Raw genomic sequence first — 26,761 nt, 5'->3', positions numbered from 1 at the left:
TTGATGCGACGACTATAAGTCTTTGCTTATACACAACCCAATAATTATTGATTTTTGTTAATCCCTGCAGGGGCATAGTGTGTGTCACGCGACTGCCATGAAACATTTGGTCACGCGCCGACCCGCTTCCAGGGTCGAAGTAGGTAGCAATCGGCTCAAGGGAATTTCCAAGTGATAAAAAAGATCCTGATCGCCAACCGTGGTGAGATTGCCGTACGTATCGTGCGTGCCTGCGCCGAGATGGGCATTCGTTCGGTCGCGGTCTATTCCGATGCCGATCGCCATGCCCTGCATGTAAAGCGTGCAGATGAAGCCCACAGCATCGGTGCCGAGCCATTGGCCGGTTACCTGAACCCGCGCAAGCTGGTGAACCTGGCGGTGGAAACCGGTTGCGACGCGCTGCACCCCGGCTACGGCTTCCTCTCGGAAAACGCCGAGCTGGCAGACATTTGCGCCGAACGTGGGATCAAGTTCATCGGCCCGTCCGCAGAAGTGATTCGCCGCATGGGCGACAAGACTGAAGCCCGCCGCAGCATGATCAAGGCCGGCGTACCGGTGACCCCGGGCACCGAAGGCAACGTTGCCGACATCGCCGAAGCCCTCACCGAAGGCGACCGCATTGGTTACCCGGTGATGCTCAAGGCCACCTCCGGTGGTGGCGGTCGCGGTATCCGTCGCTGCAACAGCCGTGAAGAACTCGAACAAGCCTTCCCCCGGGTAATTTCCGAAGCCACCAAGGCCTTCGGTTCGGCGGAAGTGTTCCTGGAAAAATGCATCGTCAACCCCAAGCACATCGAGGCGCAGATCCTCGGTGACAGCTTCGGCAATGTGGTGCACCTGTTCGAGCGCGATTGCTCGATCCAGCGCCGTAACCAGAAGCTGATCGAAATCGCCCCAAGCCCCCAGCTGACCCCTGAACAGCGCGCCTACATCGGCGACCTGTCGGTGCGCGCGGCCAAGGCCGTGGGCTACGAGAACGCCGGCACCGTGGAGTTCCTGCTCGCCGAGGGCGAGGTGTACTTCATGGAGATGAACACCCGGGTGCAGGTGGAACACACCATTACCGAAGAAATCACCGGCATCGACATTGTGCGTGAGCAGATCCGCATTGCGTCGGGCCTGCCGCTGTCGGTCAAGCAGGAAGACATTCAGCACCGGGGTTTTGCGTTGCAGTTCCGCATCAACGCCGAAGACCCGAAGAACAACTTCCTGCCCAGCTTCGGCAAGATCACCCGTTACTACGCACCCGGCGGTCCCGGCGTGCGTACCGACACGGCGATCTACACCGGCTACACCATCCCGCCGTTCTACGACTCGATGTGCCTGAAGCTGGTGGTGTGGGCGTTGACCTGGGAAGAAGCCATGGACCGCGGCCTACGCGCCCTGGATGACATGCGCCTGCAAGGCGTGAAGACCACCGCCGCCTATTACCAGGAAATCCTGCGCAACCCGGAATTCCGCAGCGGCCAGTTCAACACCAGTTTTGTGGAAAGCCACCCTGAGCTGACCAACTACTCGATCAAGCGCAAACCCGAAGAGCTGGCCCTGGCCATCGCCGCCGCCATCGCCGCCCACGCAGGCCTGTGAGGAATATAAGAATGAGCAAGAAGATCTTCGTAACCGACACCATCCTGCGCGACGCCCACCAATCGTTGCTGGCAACCCGCATGCGCACCGACGACATGCTGCCGATCTGCGACAAGCTCGACAAAGTCGGCTACTGGTCCCTGGAAGTCTGGGGCGGCGCGACCTTCGACGCCTGCGTACGCTTCCTGAAAGAAGACCCGTGGGAGCGCCTGCGCAAACTGCGCGCGGCGTTGCCCAATACGCGCCTGCAAATGCTGCTGCGTGGCCAGAACCTGTTGGGCTACCGCCACTACAGCGACGACGTGGTCAAAGCCTTCGTCGCCAAGGCCGCTGTCAACGGTATCGACGTGTTCCGCATCTTCGACGCGATGAACGACGTGCGTAACCTGCGAGTGGCCATCGAAGCGGTAAAAGCCGCCGGCAAACATGCCCAGGGCACCATCGCCTACACCACCAGCCCGGTGCACACCATCGAGGCGTTCGTGGCCCAGGCCAAGCAAATGGAAGCCATGGGTTGCGACTCGGTGGCGATCAAGGACATGGCCGGCCTGCTGACGCCATACGCCACCGGCGAGCTGGTCAAGGCGCTGAAGGCCGAGCAGAGCCTGCCGATCTTCATCCACTCCCACGACACTGCGGGCCTGGCTTCGATGTGCCAGCTCAAGGCCATCGAAAACGGTGCCGACCATATCGACACCGCTATCTCCAGCTTCGCCTGGGGCACCAGCCACCCGGGTACCGAGTCGATGGTCGCGGCCCTCAAAGGCAGCGAATTCGACACCGGCCTGAGCCTGGAACTGCTGCAGGAAATCGGTTTGTACTTCTACGCCGTGCGCAAGAAGTACCACCAGTTCGAAAGCGAATTCACCGCCGTCGACACCCGCGTGCAAGTCAACCAGGTACCGGGCGGGATGATTTCCAACCTGGCCAACCAGCTGAAAGAGCAGGGCGCGCTGAACCGCATGAGCGAAGTGCTGGCCGAAATCCCGCGGGTTCGTGAAGACCTTGGCTTCCCGCCGCTGGTCACTCCGACTTCGCAGATCGTCGGTACCCAGGCGTTCTTCAACGTGCTGGCCGGCGAGCGCTACAAGACCATCACCAACGAAGTGAAGCTGTACCTGCAAGGCGGCTACGGCAAGGCGCCGGGCATCGTGAATGAAAAACTGCGGCGCCAGGCCATCGGCAGCGAAGAGGTGATCGACCATCGCCCGGCAGATCTGCTGAAGCCGGAAATGACCAAGTTGCGCGGCGAAATCGGCGCGTTGGCCAAGTCCGAAGAAGACGTACTGACCTACGCGATGTTCCCGGACATCGGGCGCAAATTCCTTGAAGAGCGCGACGCTGGCACCTTGAGCCCTGAAGTGCTGTTGCCGATTCCTGAAGCCGGCGGCGTGGCCCGTGCCGGTGGCGAAGGTGTGCCGACCGAGTTCGTGATCGACGTGCACGGCGAAAGCTATCGCGTGGACATCACCGGGGTGGGCGTCAAGGCCGAAGGCAAGCGCCACTTCTACCTGTCCATCGACGGCATGCCGGAAGAAGTGGTGTTCGAGCCGCTCAACGAGTTTGTCAGCAGTGGCGGCAGCAAGCGCAAGCACGCCACCGCGCCAGGCCATGTCAGCACGGCGATGCCGGGCAACATCGTCGACGTGCTGGTCAAGGAAGGCGACGTGGTGAAGGCCGGCCAGGCTGTGTTGATCACTGAAGCGATGAAGATGGAGACCGAAGTACAGGCGTCGATCGCCGGCAAGGTCACCGCCGTACACGTGGCCAAGGGCGACCGGGTCAACCCGGGTGAAATCCTGATTGAAATCGAAGGCTGATCAACAGCCTTCGAAACTACCGCTTAAACCTCGGGGGGGCATGTGCCCCCTTTTTTTTGCCCGCAATAATCAGAACGCCAGGGTCCACTGGCCCAGCAAACCCTGGTTACGGCTGTGGGTGCCGACCTCGGCGGTATAGGCCAGGCCCACGGTGTGCCGGGTCGACAGCGCCAGGTCCACCCCGGTGTGCAGCGCCAGGCTGTCGCGGTCCAGGGAGGTGCCTTCGATGGTGAAGTCACTGTTGAAGCCCGGCCGTTTTACCCACGCGGAGGACTGGCGCACGGTGCTGCTCACGTCACCGTAGAGGTGCTTCCAGCCTGTGCTCAGGTGCGGCTTGAGGGCCATCTGGTTGTCCAGCGTAAAGGCACTGGCCAGGCGCAAGCCGAAGGTGCTGCTGAGGTTTTCCTGGGTCTGGGCGCCGACATTCAGCGCTGTAAAGCCGCCTTTTTCCTTGTAGCGGTCGCGGTGATAGCGCTGGTAGCCGATCCCCGCATAGGGTTCGACGCTGAAACTGCCCTTGTCCAGTTGATAGCCCAGCTCGGCGAAAGCGTTCTGGCTTTGGGCGTTGTATTTGCCTTTCGACTGCTCGCGGCGCTCGACGAAATCAAAGTCTACGCTGCGTTGGGTTTGGCCGGCATGGCTGCTGTAGATCGCCCCCAGGCGCAGTGCAAGGGGGCCGTCCTGACGCACGGCGTAACCGCCGAGGTGCCAGCTGTCCAGTTCGCCCTTGAAGCGTTTGGCGTTCAGGTCGCTGGCGGACTTGGCGCCCATCACACCCACCCGCCAGGCATCGTCCACTGCCCAGTCGCCGCCCAGCATCAGGCCTTGGGTGTGTTGCTGCAGGCCCACGCTACCGTGCTGTCCTTCAAGCTTGCCAGCGTTGCCCAGGGCCTGGAACCATACGTGGCCATTGCCTTCGGCATCCGTAAGGTTGCGTTCGTCGCCTGTCCGGCGCATGACTGAAAGCAGGCTGCTGTTGAGCTGTTTCATGCTGTCTTGAGTGGCGGCGCCAAGGTTGGCGTTCTGGCTGCCTGCCAGTTGCTCCAGAACTGCACCCACACGGCCCGGTGCCAGCCTGCCAAGTTCCCGGGCGATATTGTCCAGTTCGTACTCTTGCCACTCATTGAGTTCGCCCGACTTGATGAGGGTGTCCACGGCAGAGTCCAGTACGCGGGCAACCTGCTGGCCGTTACGGGTGGTGGCGTGGTCGGTAAAGTTAAAGTCGGGAGTGGGCTTGGGTGGCTTGGGGCGCTGGTGGCCTTGCTGGCCGGCCTCTGGCGCCGGGATGAACCACTCGCTGTCTGGATCGATGTCCCCTCGCGCCTGGACGAATTGAGCGTTGGTGGCACCCAGCGCGAAGGTGATGGCGAGTGCGAGTTGTTTCTGAAGGAGTGGCATGCAGGTCCGACCTCTTGATGTATGAGGTCGGGAAATCTAGCGGGGTAAAGGGCGGATAAATGTCAGGCCATCCACCCTTTGCCTGCCAGAGATGTCTCTAGTGGGCCGCGATTAAAAACTCATCTGCCATTGCCCGATCAGCCCGTGATTGCGGCTGTTACTGCCTATTTCGCCGCTGTAGCCCACGCCGAGGGTATGGCGTGCCGACAGGCCTACATCCAGCCCGGCTTCCAGCAACAGGCTGTCGCGGTCCAGGGCGCTGCCTTCGACGTTGAACGCGGTGCCGCCCATCAGGAAGGCCTGGCGGGTGCTGCTGTCCACGTCGCCGTAGGTGTGTTTCCAGCCGGCGCTGACCCGCGGTGTGAGACTGATGCCGTTGTCCAGCTGGCTCAAGTGCGCCAGGCGCAGGCCGAAGGTGCTGCTGAAATTGTCCTGGGTTTGCCCGTCGACATGCAGGGCGGCGGCGGCGCCTTTTTCGTTGTAGCTGTCGCGGTGGTAGCGCTGGTAGCCGAGGTTGGCGAACGGCTCGGCGCTCAGGCGCCCGCTGCCCATGGCATAACCCAGTTCGGCGAAGGCTTGTTGGCTGTTGGCGTCGTAGTCACCTTTGGGCCGATCGTTGAAACCGTCAAAGGCCACCGTACGTTTACTGTCTCCCTGGTGCCCGCTGTACGCAGCACCCAGGCGCAAGGCCAGCGGTCCGCTCTGGCGCATGGCGTAGACGCCGGCGTGCCAGCTGTCGACGCTGCCGTCGACGCCGGTGGTGTCCAGGTCGGTCTTCGAATAACCGCCCAGCACGCCCACGCGCCAGTCCGAATCGAGCGCCCAATCGGCCCCCAGCACGCTGCCTTTGGTGCGCTGGGTCAGGCCATTGCTGCCGTGGTCGCCGTCGAGCTTGCCGTAGCTGCCGATACCTTGCAGCCACAGGCGGCCCCGGGCGTTGGGGTCGTTGAGGTTGCGGGCTTCGGCGGGTACGCCGGTGGCGGCCAGTACGGGGGTGTCTTTTTGATCAAGGCCCACCAGCAGTCCGGCACCGCCGCCCAGTTGGTGCATGGCGTTCAACATGCTGTTGCCGACCTGGGCGCTGGCGCCGAGGGTGGCACTGGTCAGGTTGGCGGTGCTGCTGCCGGCCAATTGCTCGATGGCGGCACCGGCGCTGCTGTTGGTGGTGTTGAGCAAGGCGTTGTACAACGCGTTGTTCTTGCCCAGGCTCGCCAGGGCGTTGGCGGCGCGGGTGCCGTTGCCGGTGTTGGCGAACTGATTGAACGCCACGTCATTGCGGGAATAGGTCAGGCCGACCTGGGTAGGGCTGTAATCCAGGGTGGGGGTGAGGAAGGCATAGTCGCTGGTGACCTTGCCGAACGTGCCATTGATGCTGCCGGCCTGCAGTACCGTGTAGTGGCTCTGCCACGGGTAGGTGCCGGTGCCGGGATTGACCGCCAGGGTCGCGCCATTCAGGTACGCGGTGCCGCCGACCTGGACCGGTGCGCTGCTGCCGTCGGCATTCACGCCATAGGCCAGGGTCGAGCCGCTGGTCATCGTCAGGTCGCGGGTGATGCTGGCGGTGCCGAGGGCGGTGTTGGTCTGCAAGGTGCCTTTGACCAACAGGCTGCCGACACTGCCGCCACCGGCATAAATACCGCCTTCATCGACGGTCAGGTTGCCAGCGATCCCGCCCTGGTTGATCAGCTTGGCGCCCCTGAAAATCTCGCCGCCGTCGCTGAAGTCGCCGCTGCCGGTGAGGGTCCAGGTGCCTTGCTTCACGTCCAGCCATTCGAAGTTGCGGCTGTCGCCGAAACTGCCGCCGGCGGCGTCGTCCATGATCACGCGGTCATATCCGGTGCCGCCATCCACCACGCCGACAAAGCGGCTGCCGCCGAGCAGGGTCAGCGTGTCATCGCCGCCGCCCAAATCCAGGGCTAGGCCGTTGCTGCCGCTGATCAAGCCGGCGTTGACCACCGTGTCGGCAAACTCGCCGACGAACTTCACACCGAAGCCGTTCAGGCCCTGAATGGTGCCATGGTTGATCAGGGTGGTTGCAGCAAGTCCCGGGCCGTCGCTGCCGTCGTCCACCAGCACCGCGTTGTTGGCACCGCTTACCAATGCACCCACGCCGTTGAACACGTAGCCACCACCGAGGGCGATGCCTTCGCTGCCGTTGGCAAAGCCGTTCTTGTCGACACCACCGGCGCCGACGCCCTGGATGACTCCGTAGTTTTCGATGTGGGCAATCTTGTCGATGTCCACGCCGTCACCATCGCCGTCCGGCTGCAGTCCGGAGAATGCGCCGGTAATAGTGCCGTGGTTGATCACCGTGCCATCGCCGTCGGAACCAAAACCCGAGCCGTTGCGGCCGATTACCGTGCCGTAGTTGGTCAGCGTGGCGCCCAGGTCGGTGGTGATGCCGTGGCGGCCGCCGGAGATGAGGCCGTAGTTGGTGACGGTCACGCCAGTAGCGGAGTCGATGTCGACGCCGTCGAATTTGTCATCGCGCGAGTGGGTGTCGCCGGTGGAAATCTCGCCGTAGTTGGTGATCGTAGCGTTGCCGCCGGTCTTCATGCCGTCGCTGGCGTCGCCGCGAATCAGCCCGCCTTGGCGGTTGATGATAGTGGTGGTGACGTTGGAGCTGCGGATCGCATCCAGGTCCAGCCCTTGGCCGGTGGCGGAGCGAATGGTGCCGCTGTTGTCGATCAACAGGCTGCCGCTGGCGAAATTGCTGTCGATGCGCAGCGCGTCGTTGGCGCCCTGGATCACGCCGCCGGCGCGGTTGTAGATGCTGTAGTTGCGCGTACCGGTGAGGCTGCCGCTGCTGTCGATGGCCCGGCCACCCGTGGAGGTAATGCTGCCGGAGTTGTCGATCACCACGCCATTACCGGTGGTGCCGTCCTTCAAGGTCACCGCGACTTTGGAGGTGGTGATACTGCCCGGTGCCGAAATCGTCAGCGAGTCGCTACCGCCCAGGGTTTGCCCGGTGGTGGTGGGCGTGTCGATCTGCAGCGTCTTGGTTGGCGTGGGCGCCGCATCGACAAAACCGCTGCTGACCAGCAGGCCGAGAGTGAGCGCAAGGCGCTGGGGCGAAGGGGGCATGGCGGGCGACCTTGTTTTTGGAAAAGAGTCGACCTGTATAGCGGAGGTTTTTTACAGAATGATGGCGAGGAGGTGACGGGGATTGAAATGAGCCTGACGGTTGAAGAACGAACTCGGTTGATCGAAAGCATTCAGGATGCATTGGCCGAGGGAACGCTGGAAATAGCCGAGGCGGTACGCCGGCTGCGAACGGAAGTCACTGGGCTGCATCAGAGCCAGTTTGCCAAGATGTGCAAAATCTCCGTACGCACGCTGGTGCATATCGAACATGGCGAGGGCAATCAGACGCTGAAGTCGTTGAACGCAGTGTTCAGGCCGTTTGGGTTGAAGATGGGAGTGGTGAAGGTTCGCAGAAGCTTGTAGGAAAAGGCGATGGCGTGGTGTTTGATCGTGAGCAAGTATTTCAAGGTATAGATGCTCGCCTATTCGCCTCGGCTGAGCACAAGGCCCGGATACGCTGAAGATACAATGTGGGAGCCGGGCTTGCCTGCGATGACGGTGGGTCAGTTGATACATTCGTGACTGATACACCGCTTTCGCGAGCAAGCCCGCTCCCACATTTGTCAGGGGGTGGCAGGGTGGCTTAGGTACGGCACTCCACCAGCGTTTTCAACTGTCCCGAACCGGTCTGGTTTGCATCCGACAGCCACGCTTCAAACCCGGCCCCAATCGCCGGCCATTCCCCATCCAGGATCGAATACCACGCCGTATCCCGGTTCTTTCCCTTCACCACCGTGTGCTGGCGAAACACCCCTTCAAAACTGAAACCCAAACGCTCGGCGGCGTTTTTGGAGCGGGCGTTGGCGTTGTTGCACTTCCACTCCAGGCGGCGATTGCCCAGCTCAAACGAGTGCCTGGCCAGCAGGTACACCGCCTCGGTGCTTTTCGGTGAACGTTGCATCGGGGCGCCGAAGGTCACGTGGCCGATTTCAATGCGGCCTTGCTCGGGCACGATGGACATCAGGCTGAGGATGCCTTGCACCTCGCCGCTGGCCTTGTCGATCACGCTGAAGAAGTACGGGTCGCTGTGGGACGCGTGGTTGTTCAGCCAGGCATCGAAGGCGGCGCGCTCGGGGAATGGGCCGTAAGGCAAATAGTCCCACAGCTTCGGATCCGCGCCGGGGCCTTGCAGGGCGTTGAACAGGTCATCGCCGTGGCGGGCCGGGTCGAGTTTTTCCAGGCGCACGAAGCGCCCTTCGATAAGGGTGACGGTGGGCGCCGGGACACCTTTCCAGTCGGCCAATGATGTCGTCATGCTGTGCTTCTCCTTAAAGACCTTTGCGAAACTGGATAAAGCCGGGGCGTTCGGCGATGCGTTCGTACAGCTGGATGGCGGTGGCGTTGGTCTCGTGGGTCAGCCAGTGGACCTTGCAGCAACCGTCGGCCTTGGCGGTGGCGTAGACGAATTCGATCAGCTTGCGGCCGACGCCGGTGCCGCGCTGGGCCGGGTCTACCAGCAAATCCTGCAGGTAGCAGGAGTTCTCGATGCTCCAGTTGGACCGGTGGTAGATGAAATTGACCATGCCTACGGCCTTGCCGTCCTGCCAGGCCAGGGCCGAGTGGGTCGGCTCATTGGCGTCGATCAAGCGTTGCCAGGTGTTCTGGCTGACGGCGTCGGGCAGCTCGGTGTTGTAGAAGCGCAGGTAGGCTTGCCACAGGGGCAACCAAGCGGCGTGGTCGGCGGCGCTGACCTGGCGGATTTCGATCTGGCTCATGTTGGCTCCTTGGGAATAAAGCGGGCGAGGGTCTGGTCGCGCACGTCGGTGCTGGCCGCGAGGCCCTCACGAACGCCGGCGATGTCCGCCGGGCTGCGGTTCTGGCTGAGTTTTCGTTTGCCTTCCAGGCGTTGGATCGGCAGGGCAAAGCCGACGATGGCCTTGAGCATGCCGTCGATGTAGTCGGCCGGGGCGTCGCTGACTTTCCAGGGTTGGGCGCGATTGCCTTCATGGCGGTCGGTGAGGGCGCTGACCAGTTCGAGCAGGCGCTCGGCGTCGGTGAACACTTCGCCGGTGCCGTAGGCGTGTACCGCGATGTAATTCCAGGTCGGCACCACTTTGCCGTGTTCGGCCTTGGCCGGGTAGAACGACGGGCTGACGTAGGCCTCGGCCCCGGCAAAAATCACCAGGGCCTCGCCGCCATTTTGCAGGTCCTGCCATTGGCGATTGGCTTTGGCCATGTGCCCGTAAAGGGTGCCGTTGGGCCCTTCATCCGGGTTGAGCAGCAGCGGCAAATGGCTGGCTTGCAGGCCTTGTTCGCCCAAGGTCACCAGTTGCGCCAGGCGCGTGTGCTGGATCAGTTGCTGGATTTCGGGCAAGTCATCGAGGGCAAAGGCGCGTGGTGTGTACATGAAGATTTTCCTTGGCGAATGCCTGCATCCTAGGCAGGCTATTGGTTCGTTGTAAGAGCCATCTATAGTCAATTTTATAGGTCCAATTCCATGCCTGCGTTAGAACCACCGCTCTCGTTCAACCCGGCGGGTATCGAGTTGGACCGCCGCCAGGGACTCACCCGCCAGCTCTATCAGGCGCTGCGCCAGCGAGTACTGGATGGCCGGTTGGTCAGTGGCACCCGGCTCCCCGCCAGCCGTGACCTGGCGGCCGCGCTGTCGATCTCGCGCAACAGTGTGGTTCGCGCTTACGACCAACTGTATGCCGAAGGATTTATCGAAGGCCGCGTGGGTGATGGCACCTATGTGGCGCAATTGCCGCAGACGTCGACGCCCGCAAAAAAACTATCCACAAAAGTGTCCACAGGGTTATCAACAGGCTTATCCCCAGGTTTATCCACAAAACGCCCGGATTTACCTGTGTTTTCGTCCAGTCAAGTTATCCACAGCGGTGCGCTGGCGCGGGTGGAAAACAATCATTTGGCGCTTCCGCCCAGCGGTCCGCCGAGGGCCTTCCGGGTGGGCGTACCGGCTTTCGATCTGTTCCCGTTTGACGTGTGGGCCAAGCTGAATGCGGCTTTCTGGCGCAAGCCGGACTTGCAGCAGTTGTGTTACGGCGACCCGGCGGGCGACGCGCGCCTGCGTGGATTGATTGCGGCCTATCTACGCAGTTCTCGCGGCATGCAGTGCACGGCTGAGCAAATAGTGATCACCAGTGGCGCGCAGCAGGCAATCAGCCTTTGTGCACAGCTGCTGGTGGAGCCCGGCGATGAGGTTGCCATCGAGAATCCGGGGTATCGGGCAGCAGGCCATGCGTTCGCGGTGGCGGGCGGCCAATTGCATGGCGTGACGGTGGACAGCGAGGGCATCGACTGCGCTGCCTTGAACCGCCTCGGCGGTTGCCGCCTGGCCTACGTCACCCCGTCCCATCAATACCCCACCGGCGTGGTGATGAGCCTGGCCCGGCGCCTGGAACTGCTGGCCTGGGCCGAGCGTACGGGCGGCTGGATCGTCGAGGATGACTACGACGGTGAGTACCGCTACAGCGGCGCGCCCCTGGCGCCACTGGCGGCCCTCGATCGCACGGGGCGGGTGCTGTATGTCGGGACTTTCGGCAAGGTGGCCTTTCCGGCGCTGCGCCTGGGCTACCTGGTGTTGCCGGCCGGCCTGGTCCAGGCCTTTGCCCGGCGCCGCGCGGTGGATGTGCGCCACTCGGAAGTCAGCACCCAGGCGGTGATGGCGGAGTTCATGGCGACCGGGCATTTCCAGCGTCATGTACGCCGCATGCGCCGCGCCGCGCAGAGCCGGCTCAATGCGCTATTGGCCGAATGGCCCGCCGGCGTTGAAGGTGTTGGCCGCCTGCCGTCGGTGGCGGCCGGGCTGCACCTGACCGTGCGGGTCGACAGCCTGGCGCGGGAACAGGCGCTGATCCAACAGGCGGCGGCAGTGGGTGTGGAGGTCAATGGCTTGAGCAGCTATTGGCTGCCGGAGTCACTCACGCCGCAGGATCAGCGTGCCGGATTGGTGTTGGGGTTTGCTGCCGTGCCCGAGGCGCAGATCAGCCAGGCGTTGAAGCGCTTGGGCCAGGTTTGGCGCGCGCCGGTTGCGCACTGAGGCGCAACCGGCGGCAACCGATCAGGTGCCGGACTTGATCTTGGTCCAGGCGCGGGTCCTGGCACGTTCGGCGTCACGTCCCAGGGGCTTGAGGGTATACAGCGTGGCCATGGCCGCCTCGGTCGGGTACAGGTTGGGATTGTTGCGAATCGCCGGATCCACCAACCCGGTGGCGTCCTTGTTGGGGTTGGGGTAACCGACAAAATCGCTGATCGGCGCGATCACGCCCGGTTGCAGCAGGTAGTTGATAAAGGCGTAGGCGTCTTCCGGGTCCTTGGCGCCTTTGGGGATCGCGAGCATGTCGAACCAGATCGGCGCGCCTTCTTTGGGTAGCCGCATGTCCACGGTCACACCGTTCTTGGCTTCCTTGGCGCGGTTGGCGGCCTGGGAGAAGCTGCCGGAATAGCCGACCGCCACGCAGATGTCGCCGTTGGCAATGTCAGCCATGTACTTGGACGAGTGGAAATAGGTGATGTACGGGCGGATCTTCATCAGCAATGCTTCGGCTTTGACATAGTCCGCCGGGTTGCTGCTGTTGGGATCCAGGCCCAGGTGCTGCAAGGCCAGCGGCAGGATTTCCGACGGCGAATCCAGCAGCGCCACGCCGCATTGCTTGAGCTTGCTGATGTTCTCGACGTTGAAGATCAGGTCCCAGCTGTCCACGGGGGCGTTGGCCCCCAGCGCGGCCTTGACCTTGTCCGGGTTGAAGCCGATCAGGATGGTGCCGTACATGTAGGGCACGGCGAATTTATTGCCGGGGTCGTTGGCCTCGATCAGCTTCATCAACTTGGGATCGAGGTGGTTCCAGTTGGGCAGTTTGCTGCGGTCCAGCGGCTGGAACACCGAGGCTTCGATCTGCTTGGCCAGGAACACGTTGGACGGCACCACCACGTCATAGCCGGAGTTGCCGGTCAGCAGCTTGGCCTCCAGGGCTTCGTTGGTGTCGAAGATGTCGTAGACCAGCTTGACGCTGGGGTTCTGCGCCTTGAAATCCTCCAGGGCCTTGGGCGTGATGTAGTCGAACCAGTTGTAGACCCGCAGGGTTCTTTCTTCGGCGTGCGCGGCCCCGCTCAGCACGGCGGCGCAGAGGACGAGATGCTTGAGCATGTTCATTGGGCGAATCCCTCAAAACCTTCGAGAACGTTGACGGCATTGATGCCGATTTCTTCCACGGCGTAGCCGCCTTCCATCACAAACAGCGTCGGTTTGCCGAGGCGGGCGATTCGCGCGCCCATCGCCAGGTAGTCGGGGCTGTCGAGCTTGAACTGGGAGATCGGGTCGTCCTTGAAGGTGTCGACGCCCAGCGAGACCACGATGATGTCGGCGCCGTAGCGCTCGATATCCCCGCAGGCCTGCTCCAGTGCGGCGCTCCAGCGGTCCCAGCCAGAACCTGCGGGCAACGGATAGTTGAAGTTGAAACCTTCGCCGGCGCCTTCGCCCAACTCGTCGGCGTAGCCCAGGAAGAACGGAAATTCCGCCTCCGGATGGCCGTGGATCGAGGTGAACAGCACATCGTCGCGCTCGTAGAAAATCGACTGGGTACCGTTGCCGTGGTGGTAGTCCACGTCGAGGATGGCCACCTTTGTGTGGCCCTGGTCGAGAAACGCCTGGGCTGCGATCGCCGCGTTGTTGAGGTAGCAATATCCGCCCATCAAGTCGCTGGCGGCGTGGTGCCCGGGCGGACGGCACAGGGCGAAGGCACTGCGGGCGCCTTGCTGGATCGCCTGTTGCGCGGTGAGAGCGACTTGCGCCGCGCTGTAGGCCGCTTGCCAGGTGCCGGCGGTGATCGGCGCGCCGCCGTCGAAACTGTAATAGCCGAGCTGGCCGTGCAGGCTGCTGGGGATGACCCGGCGCAAGGTGCGTGCGGGCCAGGTGTAGGGCAGCAAGTCTCCGTCCTGGCCAAATGCCGTCCAGCGTTGCCAGGCGCCTTTGAAGAAGTCCAGGTACGCGGGGCTGTGAATACGTTGCAGCGGCGCCAGGCCAAAATCCTCAGGCGCTTGCACCGGGCCCAGTTCGCGGTCCTTGACCCGTTGCAACACATGGTCGGCGCGCGAGGGCATTTCAAAACAGGGCATCAGTTGCCCGTCCATCAACTCGCACCGGCCATGGTGCAGGTGGTGATCGTCCGAGTAGATCGTCAGCATATTGTTGTTCTCCGCAGGCTGAATCGGTGAGTCCAGTCTTGCGGCGGGTGGGATTAATGAGAATGGCAGGAGCGGCCAAAAGGGGATAAATATGGCCAAAGTGTGTGACCGCAATTCGCCCCGAAATGGCGCGGCCGTGCCCCAGCAAGTGGCTTCAGGGGCGGAACTGGCTGGGTGCGACGCCGCTCCAGCGAACAAAGGCGTGACGGAAACTCGCGGTTTCGCTGAAGCCCAGCGCCTCGGCAATTCGGTAAATGGGCAGCTCATCCTCGCCCAGCAATCGCTTGGCCCGCTCGAAGCGTAGCTCGTCCAGCAACTCCTGATAGCTGCAGCCCAAGTCATGCAGGTGCCGGCGTAGCGTGCGCGGGGAGCAGTTCATCTGCTCGGCCAGGCCGTCGAGGCCCGGCGCGGCGCTGAGTTGGCTGGCGAGCAGGTGGCGAATCTTGCCCAGCCAGGCCTGGCGCCCGGTGAACTCGGTGTTTTGCTTGCGGCAGCGCTCGGCCATGGCCTGGTGGGTGACGGCGTCGGCTAATGGCAGGGGCTGGTCCAGCCAGCTTCGGTCGAAGGCAAACGCGTTGGCGATGGCGCCGAATTGCAGCGGGCAGGCAAAGATTTCGGCGTACCGTGCGCGGTAATCCGGGGCGTCGTGTTCAAAGCGCGCCCCCAGCAGCGGCAGGGCATGCCCCAGCAGGTCGTCGCAGATCACCTTCAACGAGGCCAGGCAGAGTTCGACGTTGAACGTTTCCAGCGCCGGATTTTCCCGGTAATCCGCGGCGCTGAACCAGATGCGCGTGCCGTCTTCCTCAAGGTCCAGCTCGAAAAGTGTTCCCAGCAGCGCCGGATACCGCAGCGCCAGGCGCAAAGCGTCACCGAAGGTGGCACTGGTGAGCAGTGCGTAACCGAGCATGCCATAGGAAGAAACGTGCATTTGCCGGCCCAGCTCCAGGCCGATATCCCGGCGCAGGGCCATGGCGTTGGCGCACACGCGCATCTCCTGGTTGGTGGTGATGCGGGTGTCGGCGCGGCTCAAGTCCGCCGCGCAAATACCGCTGCCGGCCAGCAAGGCCTCGGCGGGTTGGCCTTCGGCCTTGAAGGTATTGAGCACCAACGAGACGGCATTGAGGGTGGTGAGGTGGGAGTGCAACATGGGTGCTTCCAGCCAGGGGATGGCTGGAAGAGGAGCAAGTTATATGCCGGTCAGCTCAGTTCGCCGCACAGGTCGAGTTCGACCAGGCGGCGGACTTCGGCGGTGTCCAGCCCGGCGCCGATCAACGCATTGAGCTTGCCGAACGCGGCTTCACGGGTCATCCCGCCACCTGACAACACACCGACGCCCCGCAAGCGGCTGCCGGCCTCGTACACGTCCAGCTCCACACCGCCTTCATGGCATTGGGTGATTGCCACCACGACCACGCCGTTATCCTGCGCGCGCTGCAGGCTGGCGAGGAACTGCGGGTTGTCGCTCGGCCCGGTGCCGCTGCCGAAGCATTCCAGCACCAGCGCCTGGATGCCGCTGTCGATCAACGCGTCCAATTGCGCGGCGGCGATGCCCGGCACCAGTGGCAGCACGCCCACATTGACCAGCGCCTTGGGCTGGCGGTAATGCAGCGCCGCCGGAATCATGTCCGCCTTGGCGACGCCGCCGTTACGCTGCAATGCGGCAAACGGATGGCGACCAAAACTGCGGATCTTCGCGCAACGGGTCGGGGCCATCAGTGCGCCGTGGAAGTACAGTTGCACGCCCGGCGCCAGGCCAGCGCCCAGGGCTGCCAGCGCACCGCTGACGTTTTCCCAGGCATCGCTGTCGGGCACACCGGCCGGCAGCATCGAGCCGGTAAACAGCACCGGCGCGGGCAGGCCCAGCAGTTGGAAACTCATGGCCGCAGCGCTATAGGCCAGGGTGTCGGTGCCGTGCAGCACCAGTACGGCGTCGCAACCCTCGTCCACCGCCTCGATCACGGCGACGCGCAGGCGCTGCCAATAGGCGGGGGTCATGTTCGCACTGTCGATCAGCGGGGACATTTCCCGAAAGCGCCAGGCTGGCATATTCAGTTGGGCGAGGGCTTCGCTCATGCGCGCTTCAAACCCCGAAGCGGGGGCCAGGCCGTTGGCGCTGGCCTGCATGCCGATGGTGCCGCCGGTGTAGAGCACCATGACGTTGTTGGCTGGTTGCATTGAAGAATCTCCTGAACGAAAAACGCCGCCGGGCCCAGAGCATGCCCAAGGCCGGGCGGCGTGTCATCTATCTAGGTTTAGCGTTGCGCTTGAGCGTTCAGTTCTGCGGTCGCTTGAGCGGCTGGCTCAGGCTTCACCGGATTTGCCGGCCAGGCCTTGCGGTCCAGGTCCAGGTCCGGGAACTTGCTGGAATCAAACACCGGGGTCTTGATGCCCGCAGCACGCTGGCCGTCGTAGTCATTCAGGATGCGCATGGCGATCTTGAACAGGAACGCCAGGGCAAACAGGTTGACGAACGCCAGCATGGTCATGGTGATGTCGGCGAAGGCAAACACGGTGCTCAGGTTCTCGATGGAACCCCAGAAAATCAGCACCAGCACCAGCGCACGGTAGCCCATCAGCACCTTGCGGTTGTCGCCCACGATGAAGCGCAGGTTGCTCTCGCCGAGGTAGTAGTTGTACATGATCGAGGTGAACACGAACAACGCCAGGGCCACCGAGATGAACATCCGGCCCCAGTCACCCACCACCGCCGCCAGGGAGTTCTGGGTCAGGGCAATGCCGTCGCCTTCAAAGCCCGGGGTGTAGAAGCCCGAGAGCAGGATCAGCAGCGCGGTGCAGGTGCAGATGACGAAGGTGTCGAGGAACACGCTGAACGCCTGAACCACGCCTTGGGCGATCGGGTGTTCAACCGAGGCGACTGCCGCCACGTTAGGCGCACTGCCCAGGCCGGCTTCGTTGGCGAACACGCCGCGTTTCACACCCATGATGATCGCGCTGCCCACCAGGCCACCGAAGGCCTGGTCGAGGCCGAAAGCGCTCTTGACGATGGTCGCGAGCATGGCCGGCACGTGGTCGAATTGCAGCACGATCACGTACAGGGTCACCGCGATGTAGACCAGGGTCTTGACCGGTACCAGCAGGTCGGCGATCGAGGCGATACGCTTGATCCCGCCGATGAACACCAGGCCCAGCAGCACCGCCAGGGCCAGGCCGGTGTAGGTGGTGTCGAGGCCAAACGCGTTGTTCAGCGAGTGGGTTACGGCGTGGGCTTGCAGGCCATTGAAGGCGAAACCGAAGGTCACCAGCAGCAGGAACGCCATCACCATGCCCAACCAGCGCTTGTGCAGGCCGTGCTGGATGTAATACGCCGGGCCGCCACGGTAGGTGCCTTCAGCGTCGGTGCGTTTGTAGAGCTGGCCGAGGGAGCACTCGATAAAGCTCGAAGACATGCCCACCAGTGCGGTGACCCACATCCAGAACACGGCGCCCGGGCCACCCAGGGTCACGGCAATGCCGACGCCTGCGATGTTGCCGGCACCTACGCGCCCGGCGAGGCTGAGCATCAGCGCCTGGAACGAACTGAGTTGGCCGGCGCTGCTTTTCAGGCTGTCGCGAAACACCGAAAACATGTGGAAAAAGTGACGCAACTGAACGAAACGCGAGCGGATCGTGAAGTAACCACCGAGCCCGACAATGAGCACGATCAATACTTTCCCTGAGAGGAAGTCGTTGATGACTTCTAGCATGGAGTGTTCCTCGCTGATTTTTCTAATGGCAAACGCAGGACGGTCCGACGCATCGCTCGGCACCAGGCAGTGCACGACGCTTCGACCCCAATCCTTTTGCGGGTGTTGTTATTCATGCGGTTTCGCGCTTCCCAGGGTCTCGTTACCGACGACCGCTGACGCGAAGAGGGGCGGCACTATACCTAGGAGTGGGTGATCCGTCTGCACGAGGCGATTAAAGGTTTCAGCCAAGGCGTTACGGGCAAGGCGGGTTTGTTGGGCGATCTTGGAGTTTTTATTGGCGTCATTTCACAACCTTGAGGCAAAAAAAAGGGCCTGAAGAACGAGCCTTCAGGCCCTCAAAAGGTGAGAGGTGTCTAGTCCCTCAACCTGGTGAGCGGTGCAACAAACGCTTAGGCCTTCAAGGGGACCAAACGTGGGGCAATCATGTTTTCGGGGCGCAGGATGTCGTCGAGCATGGCGTCGTCGAGCAAGCCTTCTTCGCGCACCAGTTCCAGCACGCCGCGGCCGCTTTCAAGGGCGATACGGGCGATGCGGGTGGCGTTTTCATAGCCGATGTACGGGTTCAGCGCGGTGACCAGGCCGATGGAGTGTTCCACCAGCTCGCGGCAGCGGGCTTCGTTGGCAGTGATGCCGACGATGCAGTGCTCGCGCAGCATGTCCATGGCGCGTTGCAGCAGGCGGATCGAGTCGAAGATCTTGTAGGCGATCAGCGGCTCCATCACGTTCAGTTGCAGTTGGCCGCCTTCGGCCGCGATGGTCAGCGCCAAATCGTTACCGATGATTTGGAACGCCACCTGGTTCACGGCTTCCGGGATCACCGGGTTGACCTTGCCGGGCATGATCGAGCTGCCTGGCTGACGCGCCGGCAGGTTGATTTCGTTGATGCCGGTGCGTGGGCCGCTGGACAGCAGGCGCAGGTCGTTGCAGATCTTCGACAGCTTCACCGCGGTACGCTTGAGCATGCCGGAGAACAGCACGAAAGCGCCCATGTCGGAGGTGGCTTCGATCAGGTCGGCAGCCGGTACCAGCGGCTGGCCGCTGATGGTCGCCAGGCGCTGGACGGCCAGGGCCTGGTAACGCGGGTCGGCGTTGATGCCGGTACCGATGGCGGTGCCGCCCAGGTTCACTTCGGTCAGCAGCTCAGGCGCCAGGGTCTTCAGGCGGGCCAGGTCTTCACCGAGGGTGGTGGCGAAGGCACGGAATTCCTGGCCGAGGGTCATCGGCACGGCGTCTTGCAGCTGGGTACGGCCCATTTTCAGGACGTGGCTGAATTCTTCACCCTTGGCAGCGAACGCCTGGATCAGGCTGTCGAGGCTGGCCAACAGCGCGTCGTGGCCCAGCAGCAGACCCAGGCGGATCGCGGTCGGGTACGCGTCGTTGGTCGACTGCGCCATGTTCACGTCGTTGTTGGGGTGCAGGTATTGGTATTCGCCCTTGCTGTGGCCCATGGCCTCCAGCGCGATGTTGGCGATGACTTCGTTGGCATTCATGTTGGTTGAAGTGCCAGCGCCGCCTTGAATCATGTCCACCACGAACTCTTCGTGGAAATCGCCGCGGATCAGACGGGCACAGGCTTCGCTGATGGCAGCGTGCTTGGCTTCGCTGAGTTGGCCCAGCTCGCGGTTGGCGTCAGCAGCTGCCTGCTTGACCATTGCCAGGCCGACCACCAATTTCGGGTAATGCGAAATCGGAACGCCCGAGAGACGGAAGTTGTTCACCGCTCGCAGGGTCTGGATGCCGTAATACGCTTGAGCGGGTACTTCGAGTACGCCAAGCAGGTCTTTTTCTGTGCGGAAAGATGCAGCGGAGGACATGACGGAAATCATCTCGATATGGACCCGGGCTAGGCCGGAACGCTGTGAATGCTAGGCTTGCAGGAGATTTTGGGCCAATGCTGTTAAACACTGGCCTATGCATAAACGGCATAATGTCGGTGTGACCCCGTTACCATGACGGACGTGTGTGCCAAAATGGTGCGTGCCCCGGGAGGATGTGATGAACCTTGAAAGCAAATGGCTGGAAGACTTTAGCGCCCTGGCTGCCACCCGCAGCTTCTCCCAGGCGGCTGAGCGGCGCTTCGTCACCCAGCCGGCGTTCAGTCGGCGCATCCGCAGCCTGGAGGCGGCGCTGGGGCTGACCCTGGTCAATCGCTCGCGCACGCCGGTCGAACTGACGGCGGCGGGGCAGTTGTTCCTGGTCACCGCGCGGACCGTGGTCGAGCAGCTCGGCGAGGTGCTGCGCCACCTGCATCACCTGGAAGGCGGGCAGGGCGAAGTCATGCAAGTGGCGGCGGCGCACTCCCTGGCCCTGGGTTTCTTCCCGCGCTGGATCGCGCAGTTGCGCAACGAAGGGCTGAACATCGCCACGCGGTTGGTCGCCACCAACGTGGGCGACGCCGTGCATGCGCTGCGTGAAGGCGGTTGCGATTTGATGCTGGCGTTCTACGACCCGGATGCGGCGATGCAGATGGACCCGGAGATCTTCCCGTCGCTGCACCTGGGCAACACCGAGATGCTGCCGGTGTGCGCCGCCGATGCCGACGGCAAGCCGTTGTTCGACCTGGAAGGCGAGGGCAGCGTGCCGCTGCTGGCCTACAGCGCCGGAGCTTTCCTGGGGCGCTCGGTAAACCTGCTGCTGCGCCAGCGGGCGCTGCGCTTTACCACGATTTACGAAACGGCCATGGCCGACAGCCTGAAAAGCATGGCCCTTGAGGGCTTGGGCATTGCCTGGGTGCCGCAGTTGAGCGTGCGCGCCGAGCTGGCCCGGGGTGAACTGGTGGTGTGCGGCGGCCCGCAATGGCATGTGCCGCTGGAGATCCGGTTGTATCGCTGTGCGTTGGTGCGCAAGGCGAACGTGCGGTTGTTGTGGCGCAAGCTGGAAGGCGGCGCGGCGCAGAACACCTGAGCCCACACAGATCAAATGTGGGAGCGGGCTTGCTCGCGAAAGCGTAGTGTCAGTCAACCCATCGGTGGCTGATCCACCGCATTCGCGAGCAAGCCCGCTCCCACATTAGTTTTCTGGTGTGTTCGCTGACCTGGAAGTCAATAAAACCGCCTGTTTGCGGTGTAAGACAGATGGTCATTCCAGGGGCTGTTTATCTGCGTTATTACGGTATACTGCGCGGCCTTCGGCCGGTCCAACCGGCCTTAATTCGTACAACAAGCCACGCTGGATTTCCCGCGTGGCTTGTTGTTTTTTGACGCGCCTGCGGGCGCCCAGAGAGAAGAGGCACGACGATGAGTGCATTGGTTGGCGTGATCATGGGCTCCAAGTCCGATTGGTCCACCCTTAGCCACACCGCCGATATGCTGGAAAAACTCGGCATTCCCTACGAAGTGAAGGTGGTTTCCGCCCACCGCACTCCGGATTTGCTGTTCCAGTATGCCGATGAAGCAGAATCCCGTGGCATCGAGGTAATCATCGCCGGTGCCGGCGGCGCAGCTCACCTGCCAGGCATGTGTGCAGCCAAGACTCACCTGCCAGTGCTGGGCGTACCGGTGCAGTCGTCGATGCTCTCGGGCGTGGATTCGCTGTTGTCCATCGTGCAGATGCCCGCCGGTATTCCGGTGGCCACCCTGGCGATCGGCAAGGCCGGCGCGATCAACGCTGCCTTGTTGTCCGCCAGCATCCTCGGCGCCAAGCACCCGCAGTTCCACGCGGCGCTGAAAAAATTCCGTGCTGAGCAGACAGACAGCGTCCTGGACAATCCAGACCCACGCATTGCCTGAGGTGGTTGATTGATGAAAATCGGTGTAATCGGTGGCGGCCAACTGGGCCGCATGCTGGCCCTGGCGGGTACGCCGCTGGGGATGAACTTCGCTTTCCTGGATCCGGCACCAGATGCCTGCGCAGCTGCGCTGGGTGAACACCTGCGTGCGGACTACAGCGACCCGGATCACCTGCGCCAACTGGCCGATGAAGTCGACCTGGTGACCTTCGAGTTTGAAAGCGTCCCGGCTGAAACCGTGGCCTTCCTGTCGCAGTTCGTGCCGGTATACCCGAGCGCCGAAGCCTTGCGCATCGCGCGTGACCGCTGGTTCGAGAAGAGCATGTTCAAGGACCTGGGCATCCCGACACCGGCTTTCGCCGACATCCAGTCCCAGGCTGACCTGGACGCCGCAGTCGCCTCCATCGGCCTGCCGGCCGTGTTGAAGACCCGCACCCTGGGTTACGACGGCAAGGGCCAGAAAGTCCTGCGCACCGCCGCCGACGTGGTCGGTACCTTCGCCGAACTGGGCAGCGTCGCCTGCCTGCTGGAAGGCTTCGTGCCGTTCACCGGTGAAGTCTCGCTGATTGCCGTGCGTGCCCGCGATGGCGAAACGCGTTTCTACCCGCTGGTGCACAACACCCACGACAGCGGCATCCTCAAGCTGTCCGTGGCCAGCACCGATCACCCGCTGCAAGCCCTGGCCGAAGATTATTCGAGCCGTGTGCTGAAGCAACTGGATTACGTCGGCGTGATGGCGTTCGAGTTCTTTGAAGTCGACGGTGGCCTCAAGGCCAACGAAATCGCCCCGCGCGTGCACAACTCCGGGCACTGGACCACCGAAGGCGCCGAGTGCAGCCAGTTCGAAAACCACCTGCGGGCGGTAGCGGGCTTGCCATTGGGCTCCACGGCAAAAGTCGGCGAGAGCGCCATGCTCAACTTCATCGGCGTGGTGCCGCCGGTTGATCGCGTGATCGCGATTGATGACTGCCATCTGCATCACTACGGCAAGGCGTTCAAGGCCGGGCGCAAGGTCGGCCACGCCAACCTGCGCTGCAAGGATCGCGCGACGCTGCAAGCGCAGATCCTCAAGGTCGAAGCGCTGATCGCCGAGCAATAACCCAAGGCCGGGCGGAACCATTGGTACCCGCCACCCTCTGATTGCAGGAAGCCAAAGTCTGACTAGGCTTTGACTGAATTCACTTCAATCAGAGGGAAATGCCATGGGTATCATTGGGACCATCTTTATCGGTTTGATCGTCGGCCTGCTGGCGCGTTTCCTGAAGCCAGGCGACGACAGCATGGGCTGGATCATGACCATCCTGCTGGGTATCGCCGGTTCGCTGGTTGCGACCTATGGTGGCCAGGCACTGGGTATCTATCAGGCGGGCCAGGGCGCAGGCTTCATTGGTGCGCTGGTGGGTGCCGTGGTGCTGCTGGTGATCTACGGTCTGCTGAAAAAGAAGTAATTTAGCGACCAAGCCCTCTGCGCTGCGCAGGCGCAGAGGGCTAGAATGCCGGCACTGTAATCCTTGCCGAGCCTCTCCATGCGCCGTCTTCTGTTATCCCTTCTTCTATGCACCGGGTTGGCCCACGCTGGCGAACTGCCGGAAACCGACTGGCTGGAACTGATGCCCAAGTCGGACCAGAAAGCCCTCGAAGAAATGCCGGAAATCGACCACAACTCCCCGGAAGCCCAAGGCACGTTCACCGCAAAGGGCGGCCTGAAGCAGAGCAAGGGTTTGCCGGCGGTTATGTATTCCACCAAGACGGTGGCTGCCATGAACGGCAAGAATATTCGCATTGGCGGCTATCCCGTGCCGCTGGAAACCGACGCCAAGGGCCGCAGCACGCTGTTCTTCCTGGTGCCTTATCCGGGCGCCTGCATCCACGTGCCGCCACCGCCGCCCAACCAGTTGGTGCTGGTGCGTTATCCCAAGGGCTTGAAGCTGGATGACATCTACACGCCGCTGTGGGTGACGGGCACGCTGAAGGTGGAGAAGGTCAACAATGACCTGGCCGATGCGGCGTATGCGTTGGATGCGGGGAAGGTGCGGGCGGTCAAGGAATCGGATCTCTGATCTGACGCAGCACCTAATGTGGGAGCGGGCTTGCTCGCGAATGCGGTGTGTCAGTCAGCACATGCACTAACTGGAACACCGCATTCGCGAGCAAGCCCGCTCCCACATTTTTGATTGGGGTTACAGGGCGATACCGCTGATGCTCACGCCCAGGGTATGGCTTTCACCTGGCGCCAGCGTCACCACATCGTCCAGCACATTCGCGGTCTCGATGCACAACATGCCCTGCCAGCCGTCGTCGGCCATGTCGCTGAAAGCCTTGGCACGTTCAGTCCACGGGTTCCAGATCACCGTCGAGCGCGAGCCTGTGCTGGTGAGCTGAACGCGGCGCTGCCAGTCTTTATCGACGATGTTCACTTGAGTCGGGGTGTCGAGGTAGATGCGGTCGGTCTCGGCGGTGAAGTGCAGCAGCCCGGATTGCTGCTTTGGGGTCCAGCCGTCGGCGGTATCGATATAGTCCCGCCCGTCCAGGCCGTCGACCTGCACGTTGCGTACATCGCTGACCGCAAAATAGCTGTGCAGCGCCTGGCTGAGGCTGACGGTCTCGGCGCCGTGGTTGTGGCTGGTCAGGCGGATGTGCAGTTGATCATCCAGCAGGATGCTCATCTTCAGGTCGACCTGATGCGGCCAACCCGGGAAGCCACCTTCAGGCACCGGCAGTTCCAGCTCAACCCTCAGCGCTGTGCCTTCAGCCTCAACGCCAGCCAACGTCCAGTCAGCGGTCCGCACGAAACCATGGGCACCGGCCGGCTCGGCGCCCTGGTACATGGCCTTGACGCTCTGCGGGTTGCGGTCGAACACACCAAACCACGGCCAGCACACCGGCACGCCGGTACGAATGCCTTTGCCTTTCTTGAACAGCACCTGATCGTTGGGCCAGATCAGCGGCTTCTCGCCGGTGCGCTGGTAACTCACGATGTGCGCGCCTTGCTGGGCCACCACCAATTCGGCGCCGTTGTGGCGGATGCGCCAAGCGTTCAGCTCATCCAGTTTTACGGTTTCAATGTTGGGCGTAGACATAGGCGCGCGCTCTCAATGGCAGACAATGGGGCAATGGACCGTCAAAACGTCGCGATGTTTAACGCGCCCGCGACGGAACCGAGCGGGTGCGGCCGCTGCCATCGATGGCAACGAACACAAACACCGCCTCGGTGACTTTGCGCCATTCGCTGGACAGCGGGTCGTCGCTCCACACTTCGACCATCATCTGGATCGAGCTGCGGCCGATTTCCAGGGCCTGGGTATAGAAGGACAACTGCGCGCCGACGGCCACGGGCACCAGGAATGCCATGCGATCAATCGCCACGGTGGCTACGCGGCCACCGGCAACCTTGCTCGCCATGGCGGTGCCGGCCAGGTCCATCTGCGCGACCAGCCAGCCGCCGAAGATGTCGCCGAAACCGTTGGTCTCACGCGGGAGTGCGGTGATTTGCAGGGCGAGATCGCCTTGCGGGATAGGATCTTCTTGTTCGAGTTCGATCATGCCGGTGCCTCTGACCCGTGACGCTTCATGGGTATTTCAAGTGGATAGCCGTCTTCTGGAAAAACGTTTCAGCACCAACATACACCGCTCGATGCGTTTCTCGTAAGGCGTACTAAAGGGAAACTCTGCCAAATCGGCTGGTGTATAACCAACGGCGTTTTGGCACAGCAGCCCCTCAAGGATGCGGGTCTGGCGCTTGCAAGGGCCGAGTATATCGAGCCGTCGGCGCCACGACGACCTCCCGACGCTCATTTGGTCGGTAAATAGACGCTGTATCGCGGCTTTTTCCGGCAACTGTGCTCCTGCTCATATTAATTGCACGTCTGCTACGGAAATATTTCGCGGATCTGAACTGTTAACGGCTCAACGCTGTGCTTTTTCAAGCGATTTGCTATCTTGCCAAGCCTGCCGCAAGTCCCGGGCTTGCCGTCCTGACTACTATAAGAGAAGCCTTGCCATGTCCTCCGTGCCCGCAAGCAGTGCGCAACCGTCGCGCCCGCTGACCCGCAACGACTACAAAACCCTGTCGCTGTCTGCCTTGGGCGGGGCGCTGGAGTTCTACGACTTCATCATCTTCGTATTTTTTGCGACGGTAGTCGGGAAGCTGTTCTTCCCGGCGGACATGCCCGAATGGCTGCGCATGATGCAGACCTTCGGCATCTTCGCCGCCGGCTACCTGGCGCGGCCGCTGGGCGGGATCATCATGGCGCACTTCGGCGACCTGCTGGGGCGCAAGAAGATGTTCACCCTGAGCATCTTCATGATGGCCGTGCCGACCCTGATCATGGGCCTGCTGCCCACCTACGCGCAGATCGGCCTGTGGGCGCCGATCCTGTTGCTGCTGATGCGCGTGATCCAGGGCGCGGCGATTGGCGGTGAAGTGCCGGGCGCGTGGGTGTTCGTATCCGAGCACGTGCCGCCCCGTCACATCGGTTATGCCTGCGGCACCCTGACCAGCGGCCTGACGGCCGGCATCCTGTTGGGTTCGCTGGTGGCCACCGCCATCAACACGCTCTACAGCCCGGAACAGGTGTCGGATTACGCCTGGCGCATTCCGTTCCTGCTGGGTGGCGTGTTCGGCCTGTTGTCGGTGTACCTGCGTCGCTGGCTGCACGAAACCCCGATCTTCGCCGAGATGCAGCAGCGCAAGACCCTGGCGGCCGAGCTGCCGTTGCGCGCGGTGTTGCGTGACCATCGTGGCGCCATCGTACTGTCGATGCTGTTGACCTGGCTGCTGTCGGCCGGTGTGGTCGTGGTTATCCTGATGACGCCGACCGTGCTGCAAACGATCTACCACTTCAGCCCAACGGTGGCGCTGCAGGCCAATAGCCTGGCCATCGTCACCCTGAGCCTGGGGTGTATTGCTTCCGGCGCCCTGGCCGACCGTTTTGGTGCCGGGCGCGTGCTGATCATCGGTTGTGCCTTGTTGCTGGCAACGTCCTGGACGCTCTATCACAGCCTGATGGCTCACCCGGACTGGCTGTTCCCGCTGTACGCCTTGACCGGCCTTTTTGTAGGCACCATTGGCGTGGTGCCCTATGTCATGGTGAAAGCGTTCCCGCCGGTGGTGCGTTTCAGCGGTTTGTCGTTCTCCTACAACGTCGCCTACGCCGTATTCGGTGGCCTGACGCCGTTAGCGGTGTCGCTGCTGATGAAGGAAAGCCCGATGGGCCCTGCTTACTACGTGGCGGCCCTGTGTGTGATGGGGATGGCGGTGGGTGGGTACCTGTGGAAGCGCGGGCGCTGACACG

23 protein-coding genes are annotated in these 26,761 nt (G+C 62.5%); 10 read left to right on the top strand and 13 right to left on the bottom strand.

All coding sequences use genetic code 11. The features are described 5' to 3' along the window. The first annotated feature begins 171 nt into the window (after nt 1-171). Nucleotides 172-1,587, top strand: coding sequence for an acetyl-CoA carboxylase biotin carboxylase subunit (locus HYE77_RS07560; RefSeq protein ID WP_003213442.1), 1,416 nt, complete (start codon nt 172-174; stop codon nt 1,585-1,587). An 11-nt stretch (nt 1,588-1,598) separates the two neighbouring features. Next, entirely contained in the window at nt 1,599-3,407 is a 1,809-nt protein-coding gene (oadA, locus tag HYE77_RS07555; RefSeq protein WP_003213440.1) for a sodium-extruding oxaloacetate decarboxylase subunit alpha, read from the top strand. A gap of 69 nt (nt 3,408-3,476) precedes the next feature. On the opposite strand, the gene HYE77_RS07550 is transcribed toward oadA, so the two are convergent. Both HYE77_RS07550 and HYE77_RS07545 read right to left on the bottom strand, forming a co-directional pair. Next, nucleotides 3,477-4,805 (bottom strand): autotransporter domain-containing protein, encoded by a 1,329-nt coding sequence (locus HYE77_RS07550; protein WP_177068621.1) that lies wholly within the window; start codon nt 4,803-4,805, stop codon nt 3,477-3,479. A gap of 111 nt (nt 4,806-4,916) precedes the next feature. Next, complete coding sequence (locus HYE77_RS07545) at nt 4,917-7,889, bottom strand: autotransporter domain-containing protein (protein ID WP_177068620.1); 2,973 nt, start codon at nt 7,887-7,889, stop codon at nt 4,917-4,919. Nucleotides 7,890-7,976: 87 nt separating this feature from the next. On the opposite strand from HYE77_RS07545, the gene HYE77_RS07540 reads away from it, so the two are divergent. Continuing rightward, entirely contained in the window at nt 7,977-8,252 is a 276-nt protein-coding gene (locus HYE77_RS07540; protein ID WP_087694596.1) for a helix-turn-helix domain-containing protein, read from the top strand. Between the two features lie 220 nt (nt 8,253-8,472). Here the strand turns inward: HYE77_RS07540 and HYE77_RS07535 are convergent, their stop codons facing one another. Genes HYE77_RS07535 through HYE77_RS07525 form a run of 3 tightly spaced genes read right to left on the bottom strand, consistent with a single transcriptional unit; the run spans nt 8,473 to nt 10,236 of the window. Continuing rightward, complete coding sequence (locus tag HYE77_RS07535) at nt 8,473-9,144, bottom strand: GNAT family N-acetyltransferase (protein ID WP_177020311.1); 672 nt, start codon at nt 9,142-9,144, stop codon at nt 8,473-8,475. 13 nt (nt 9,145-9,157) lie between these two features. Further along, nucleotides 9,158-9,604: a GNAT family N-acetyltransferase gene (locus tag HYE77_RS07530; protein WP_003213433.1), complete on the bottom strand. Its 447-nt coding sequence runs from the start codon at nt 9,602-9,604 to the stop codon at nt 9,158-9,160. Further along, entirely contained in the window at nt 9,601-10,236 is a 636-nt protein-coding gene (locus tag HYE77_RS07525; protein ID WP_177068619.1) for an FMN-binding negative transcriptional regulator, read from the bottom strand. The genes HYE77_RS07530 and HYE77_RS07525 overlap by 4 nt, the downstream gene beginning before the upstream one ends. Nucleotides 10,237-10,326: 90 nt before the next feature. Between HYE77_RS07525 and HYE77_RS07520 the strand changes: the two genes are divergently transcribed. Then, nucleotides 10,327-11,889, top strand: a complete 1,563-nt coding sequence (locus HYE77_RS07520) for a PLP-dependent aminotransferase family protein (RefSeq protein WP_134327549.1) — start codon at nt 10,327-10,329, stop codon at nt 11,887-11,889. A gap of 21 nt (nt 11,890-11,910) precedes the next feature. Here HYE77_RS07520 and HYE77_RS07515 read toward each other — a convergent pair whose 3' ends face one another. The 6 genes from HYE77_RS07515 to aspA all read right to left on the bottom strand — a co-directional run bounded on the left by HYE77_RS07515 (nt 11,911) and on the right by aspA (nt 19,554). Then, nucleotides 11,911-13,002 (bottom strand): polyamine ABC transporter substrate-binding protein, encoded by a 1,092-nt coding sequence (locus tag HYE77_RS07515; protein ID WP_093203570.1) that lies wholly within the window; start codon nt 13,000-13,002, stop codon nt 11,911-11,913. Beyond that, nucleotides 12,999-14,033 carry a histone deacetylase family protein gene (locus HYE77_RS07510; RefSeq protein ID WP_177068618.1) on the bottom strand — a complete coding sequence of 345 codons (1,035 nt, stop codon included), beginning with the start codon at nt 14,031-14,033 and terminating at the stop codon, nt 12,999-13,001. Before HYE77_RS07510 ends, HYE77_RS07515 begins: the two co-directional genes overlap by 4 nt. A 154-nt stretch (nt 14,034-14,187) precedes the next feature. Next, nucleotides 14,188-15,180, bottom strand: a complete 993-nt coding sequence (locus tag HYE77_RS07505; RefSeq protein WP_177068617.1) for an AraC family transcriptional regulator — start codon at nt 15,178-15,180, stop codon at nt 14,188-14,190. 50 nt (nt 15,181-15,230) lie between these two features. Continuing rightward, the gene (locus HYE77_RS07500) at nt 15,231-16,208 is read right to left on the bottom strand and encodes an asparaginase (protein ID WP_177068616.1); all 978 of its coding nucleotides are present in this window, start codon (nt 16,206-16,208) and stop codon (nt 15,231-15,233) included. 77 nt (nt 16,209-16,285) lie between these two features. Then, nucleotides 16,286-17,737 (bottom strand): sodium:alanine symporter family protein, encoded by a 1,452-nt coding sequence (locus HYE77_RS07495; RefSeq protein WP_003213417.1) that lies wholly within the window; start codon nt 17,735-17,737, stop codon nt 16,286-16,288. A 392-nt stretch (nt 17,738-18,129) separates the two neighbouring features. After that, nucleotides 18,130-19,554, bottom strand: coding sequence for an aspartate ammonia-lyase (aspA, locus tag HYE77_RS07490; protein WP_003213415.1), 1,425 nt, complete (start codon nt 19,552-19,554; stop codon nt 18,130-18,132). Nucleotides 19,555-19,735: 181 nt separating this feature from the next. Here aspA and HYE77_RS07485 point away from each other — a divergent pair, with 181 nt between their 5' ends. The 5 genes from HYE77_RS07485 (at nt 19,736) to HYE77_RS07465 (ending at nt 23,527) form a co-directional block, all read left to right on the top strand. Further along, nucleotides 19,736-20,644, top strand: a complete 909-nt coding sequence (locus HYE77_RS07485; protein WP_003213413.1) for a LysR substrate-binding domain-containing protein — start codon at nt 19,736-19,738, stop codon at nt 20,642-20,644. Nucleotides 20,645-20,976: 332 nt separating this feature from the next. Beyond that, on the top strand, nt 20,977-21,468 hold the full coding sequence (gene purE, locus HYE77_RS07480) for a 5-(carboxyamino)imidazole ribonucleotide mutase (protein WP_003213411.1): 492 nt from the start codon (nt 20,977-20,979) through the stop codon (nt 21,466-21,468). A gap of 12 nt (nt 21,469-21,480) precedes the next feature. Further along, nucleotides 21,481-22,566 (top strand): 5-(carboxyamino)imidazole ribonucleotide synthase, encoded by a 1,086-nt coding sequence (locus HYE77_RS07475; RefSeq protein ID WP_017476761.1) that lies wholly within the window; start codon nt 21,481-21,483, stop codon nt 22,564-22,566. Between the two features lie 103 nt (nt 22,567-22,669). After that, entirely contained in the window at nt 22,670-22,915 is a 246-nt protein-coding gene (locus tag HYE77_RS07470; protein WP_003213408.1) for a GlsB/YeaQ/YmgE family stress response membrane protein, read from the top strand. A 78-nt stretch (nt 22,916-22,993) separates the two neighbouring features. Beyond that, complete coding sequence (locus tag HYE77_RS07465; RefSeq protein ID WP_023659290.1) at nt 22,994-23,527, top strand: DUF3299 domain-containing protein; 534 nt, start codon at nt 22,994-22,996, stop codon at nt 23,525-23,527. Nucleotides 23,528-23,647: 120 nt separating this feature from the next. Here HYE77_RS07465 and HYE77_RS07460 read toward each other — a convergent pair whose 3' ends face one another. Next, nucleotides 23,648-24,547 carry a D-hexose-6-phosphate mutarotase gene (locus HYE77_RS07460; RefSeq protein ID WP_177068615.1) on the bottom strand — a complete coding sequence of 300 codons (900 nt, stop codon included), beginning with the start codon at nt 24,545-24,547 and terminating at the stop codon, nt 23,648-23,650. A gap of 58 nt (nt 24,548-24,605) precedes the next feature. Next, on the bottom strand, nt 24,606-25,010 hold the full coding sequence (locus HYE77_RS07455; protein WP_003176975.1) for an acyl-CoA thioesterase: 405 nt from the start codon (nt 25,008-25,010) through the stop codon (nt 24,606-24,608). A gap of 457 nt (nt 25,011-25,467) precedes the next feature. Between HYE77_RS07455 and HYE77_RS07450 the strand changes: the two genes are divergently transcribed. Then, nucleotides 25,468-26,757, top strand: coding sequence for an MFS transporter (locus tag HYE77_RS07450; RefSeq protein ID WP_003213403.1), 1,290 nt, complete (start codon nt 25,468-25,470; stop codon nt 26,755-26,757). Nucleotides 26,758-26,761 lie beyond the last annotated feature (4 nt).

The sequence above is a fragment of the Pseudomonas sp. IPO3774 genome (genome assembly GCF_013386835.1).
Classification (GTDB): domain Bacteria; phylum Pseudomonadota; class Gammaproteobacteria; order Pseudomonadales; family Pseudomonadaceae; genus Aquipseudomonas.
Note: the sequence above shows the minus strand (reverse complement) of the source record. Positions and strands in the feature narration are given on the sequence as shown.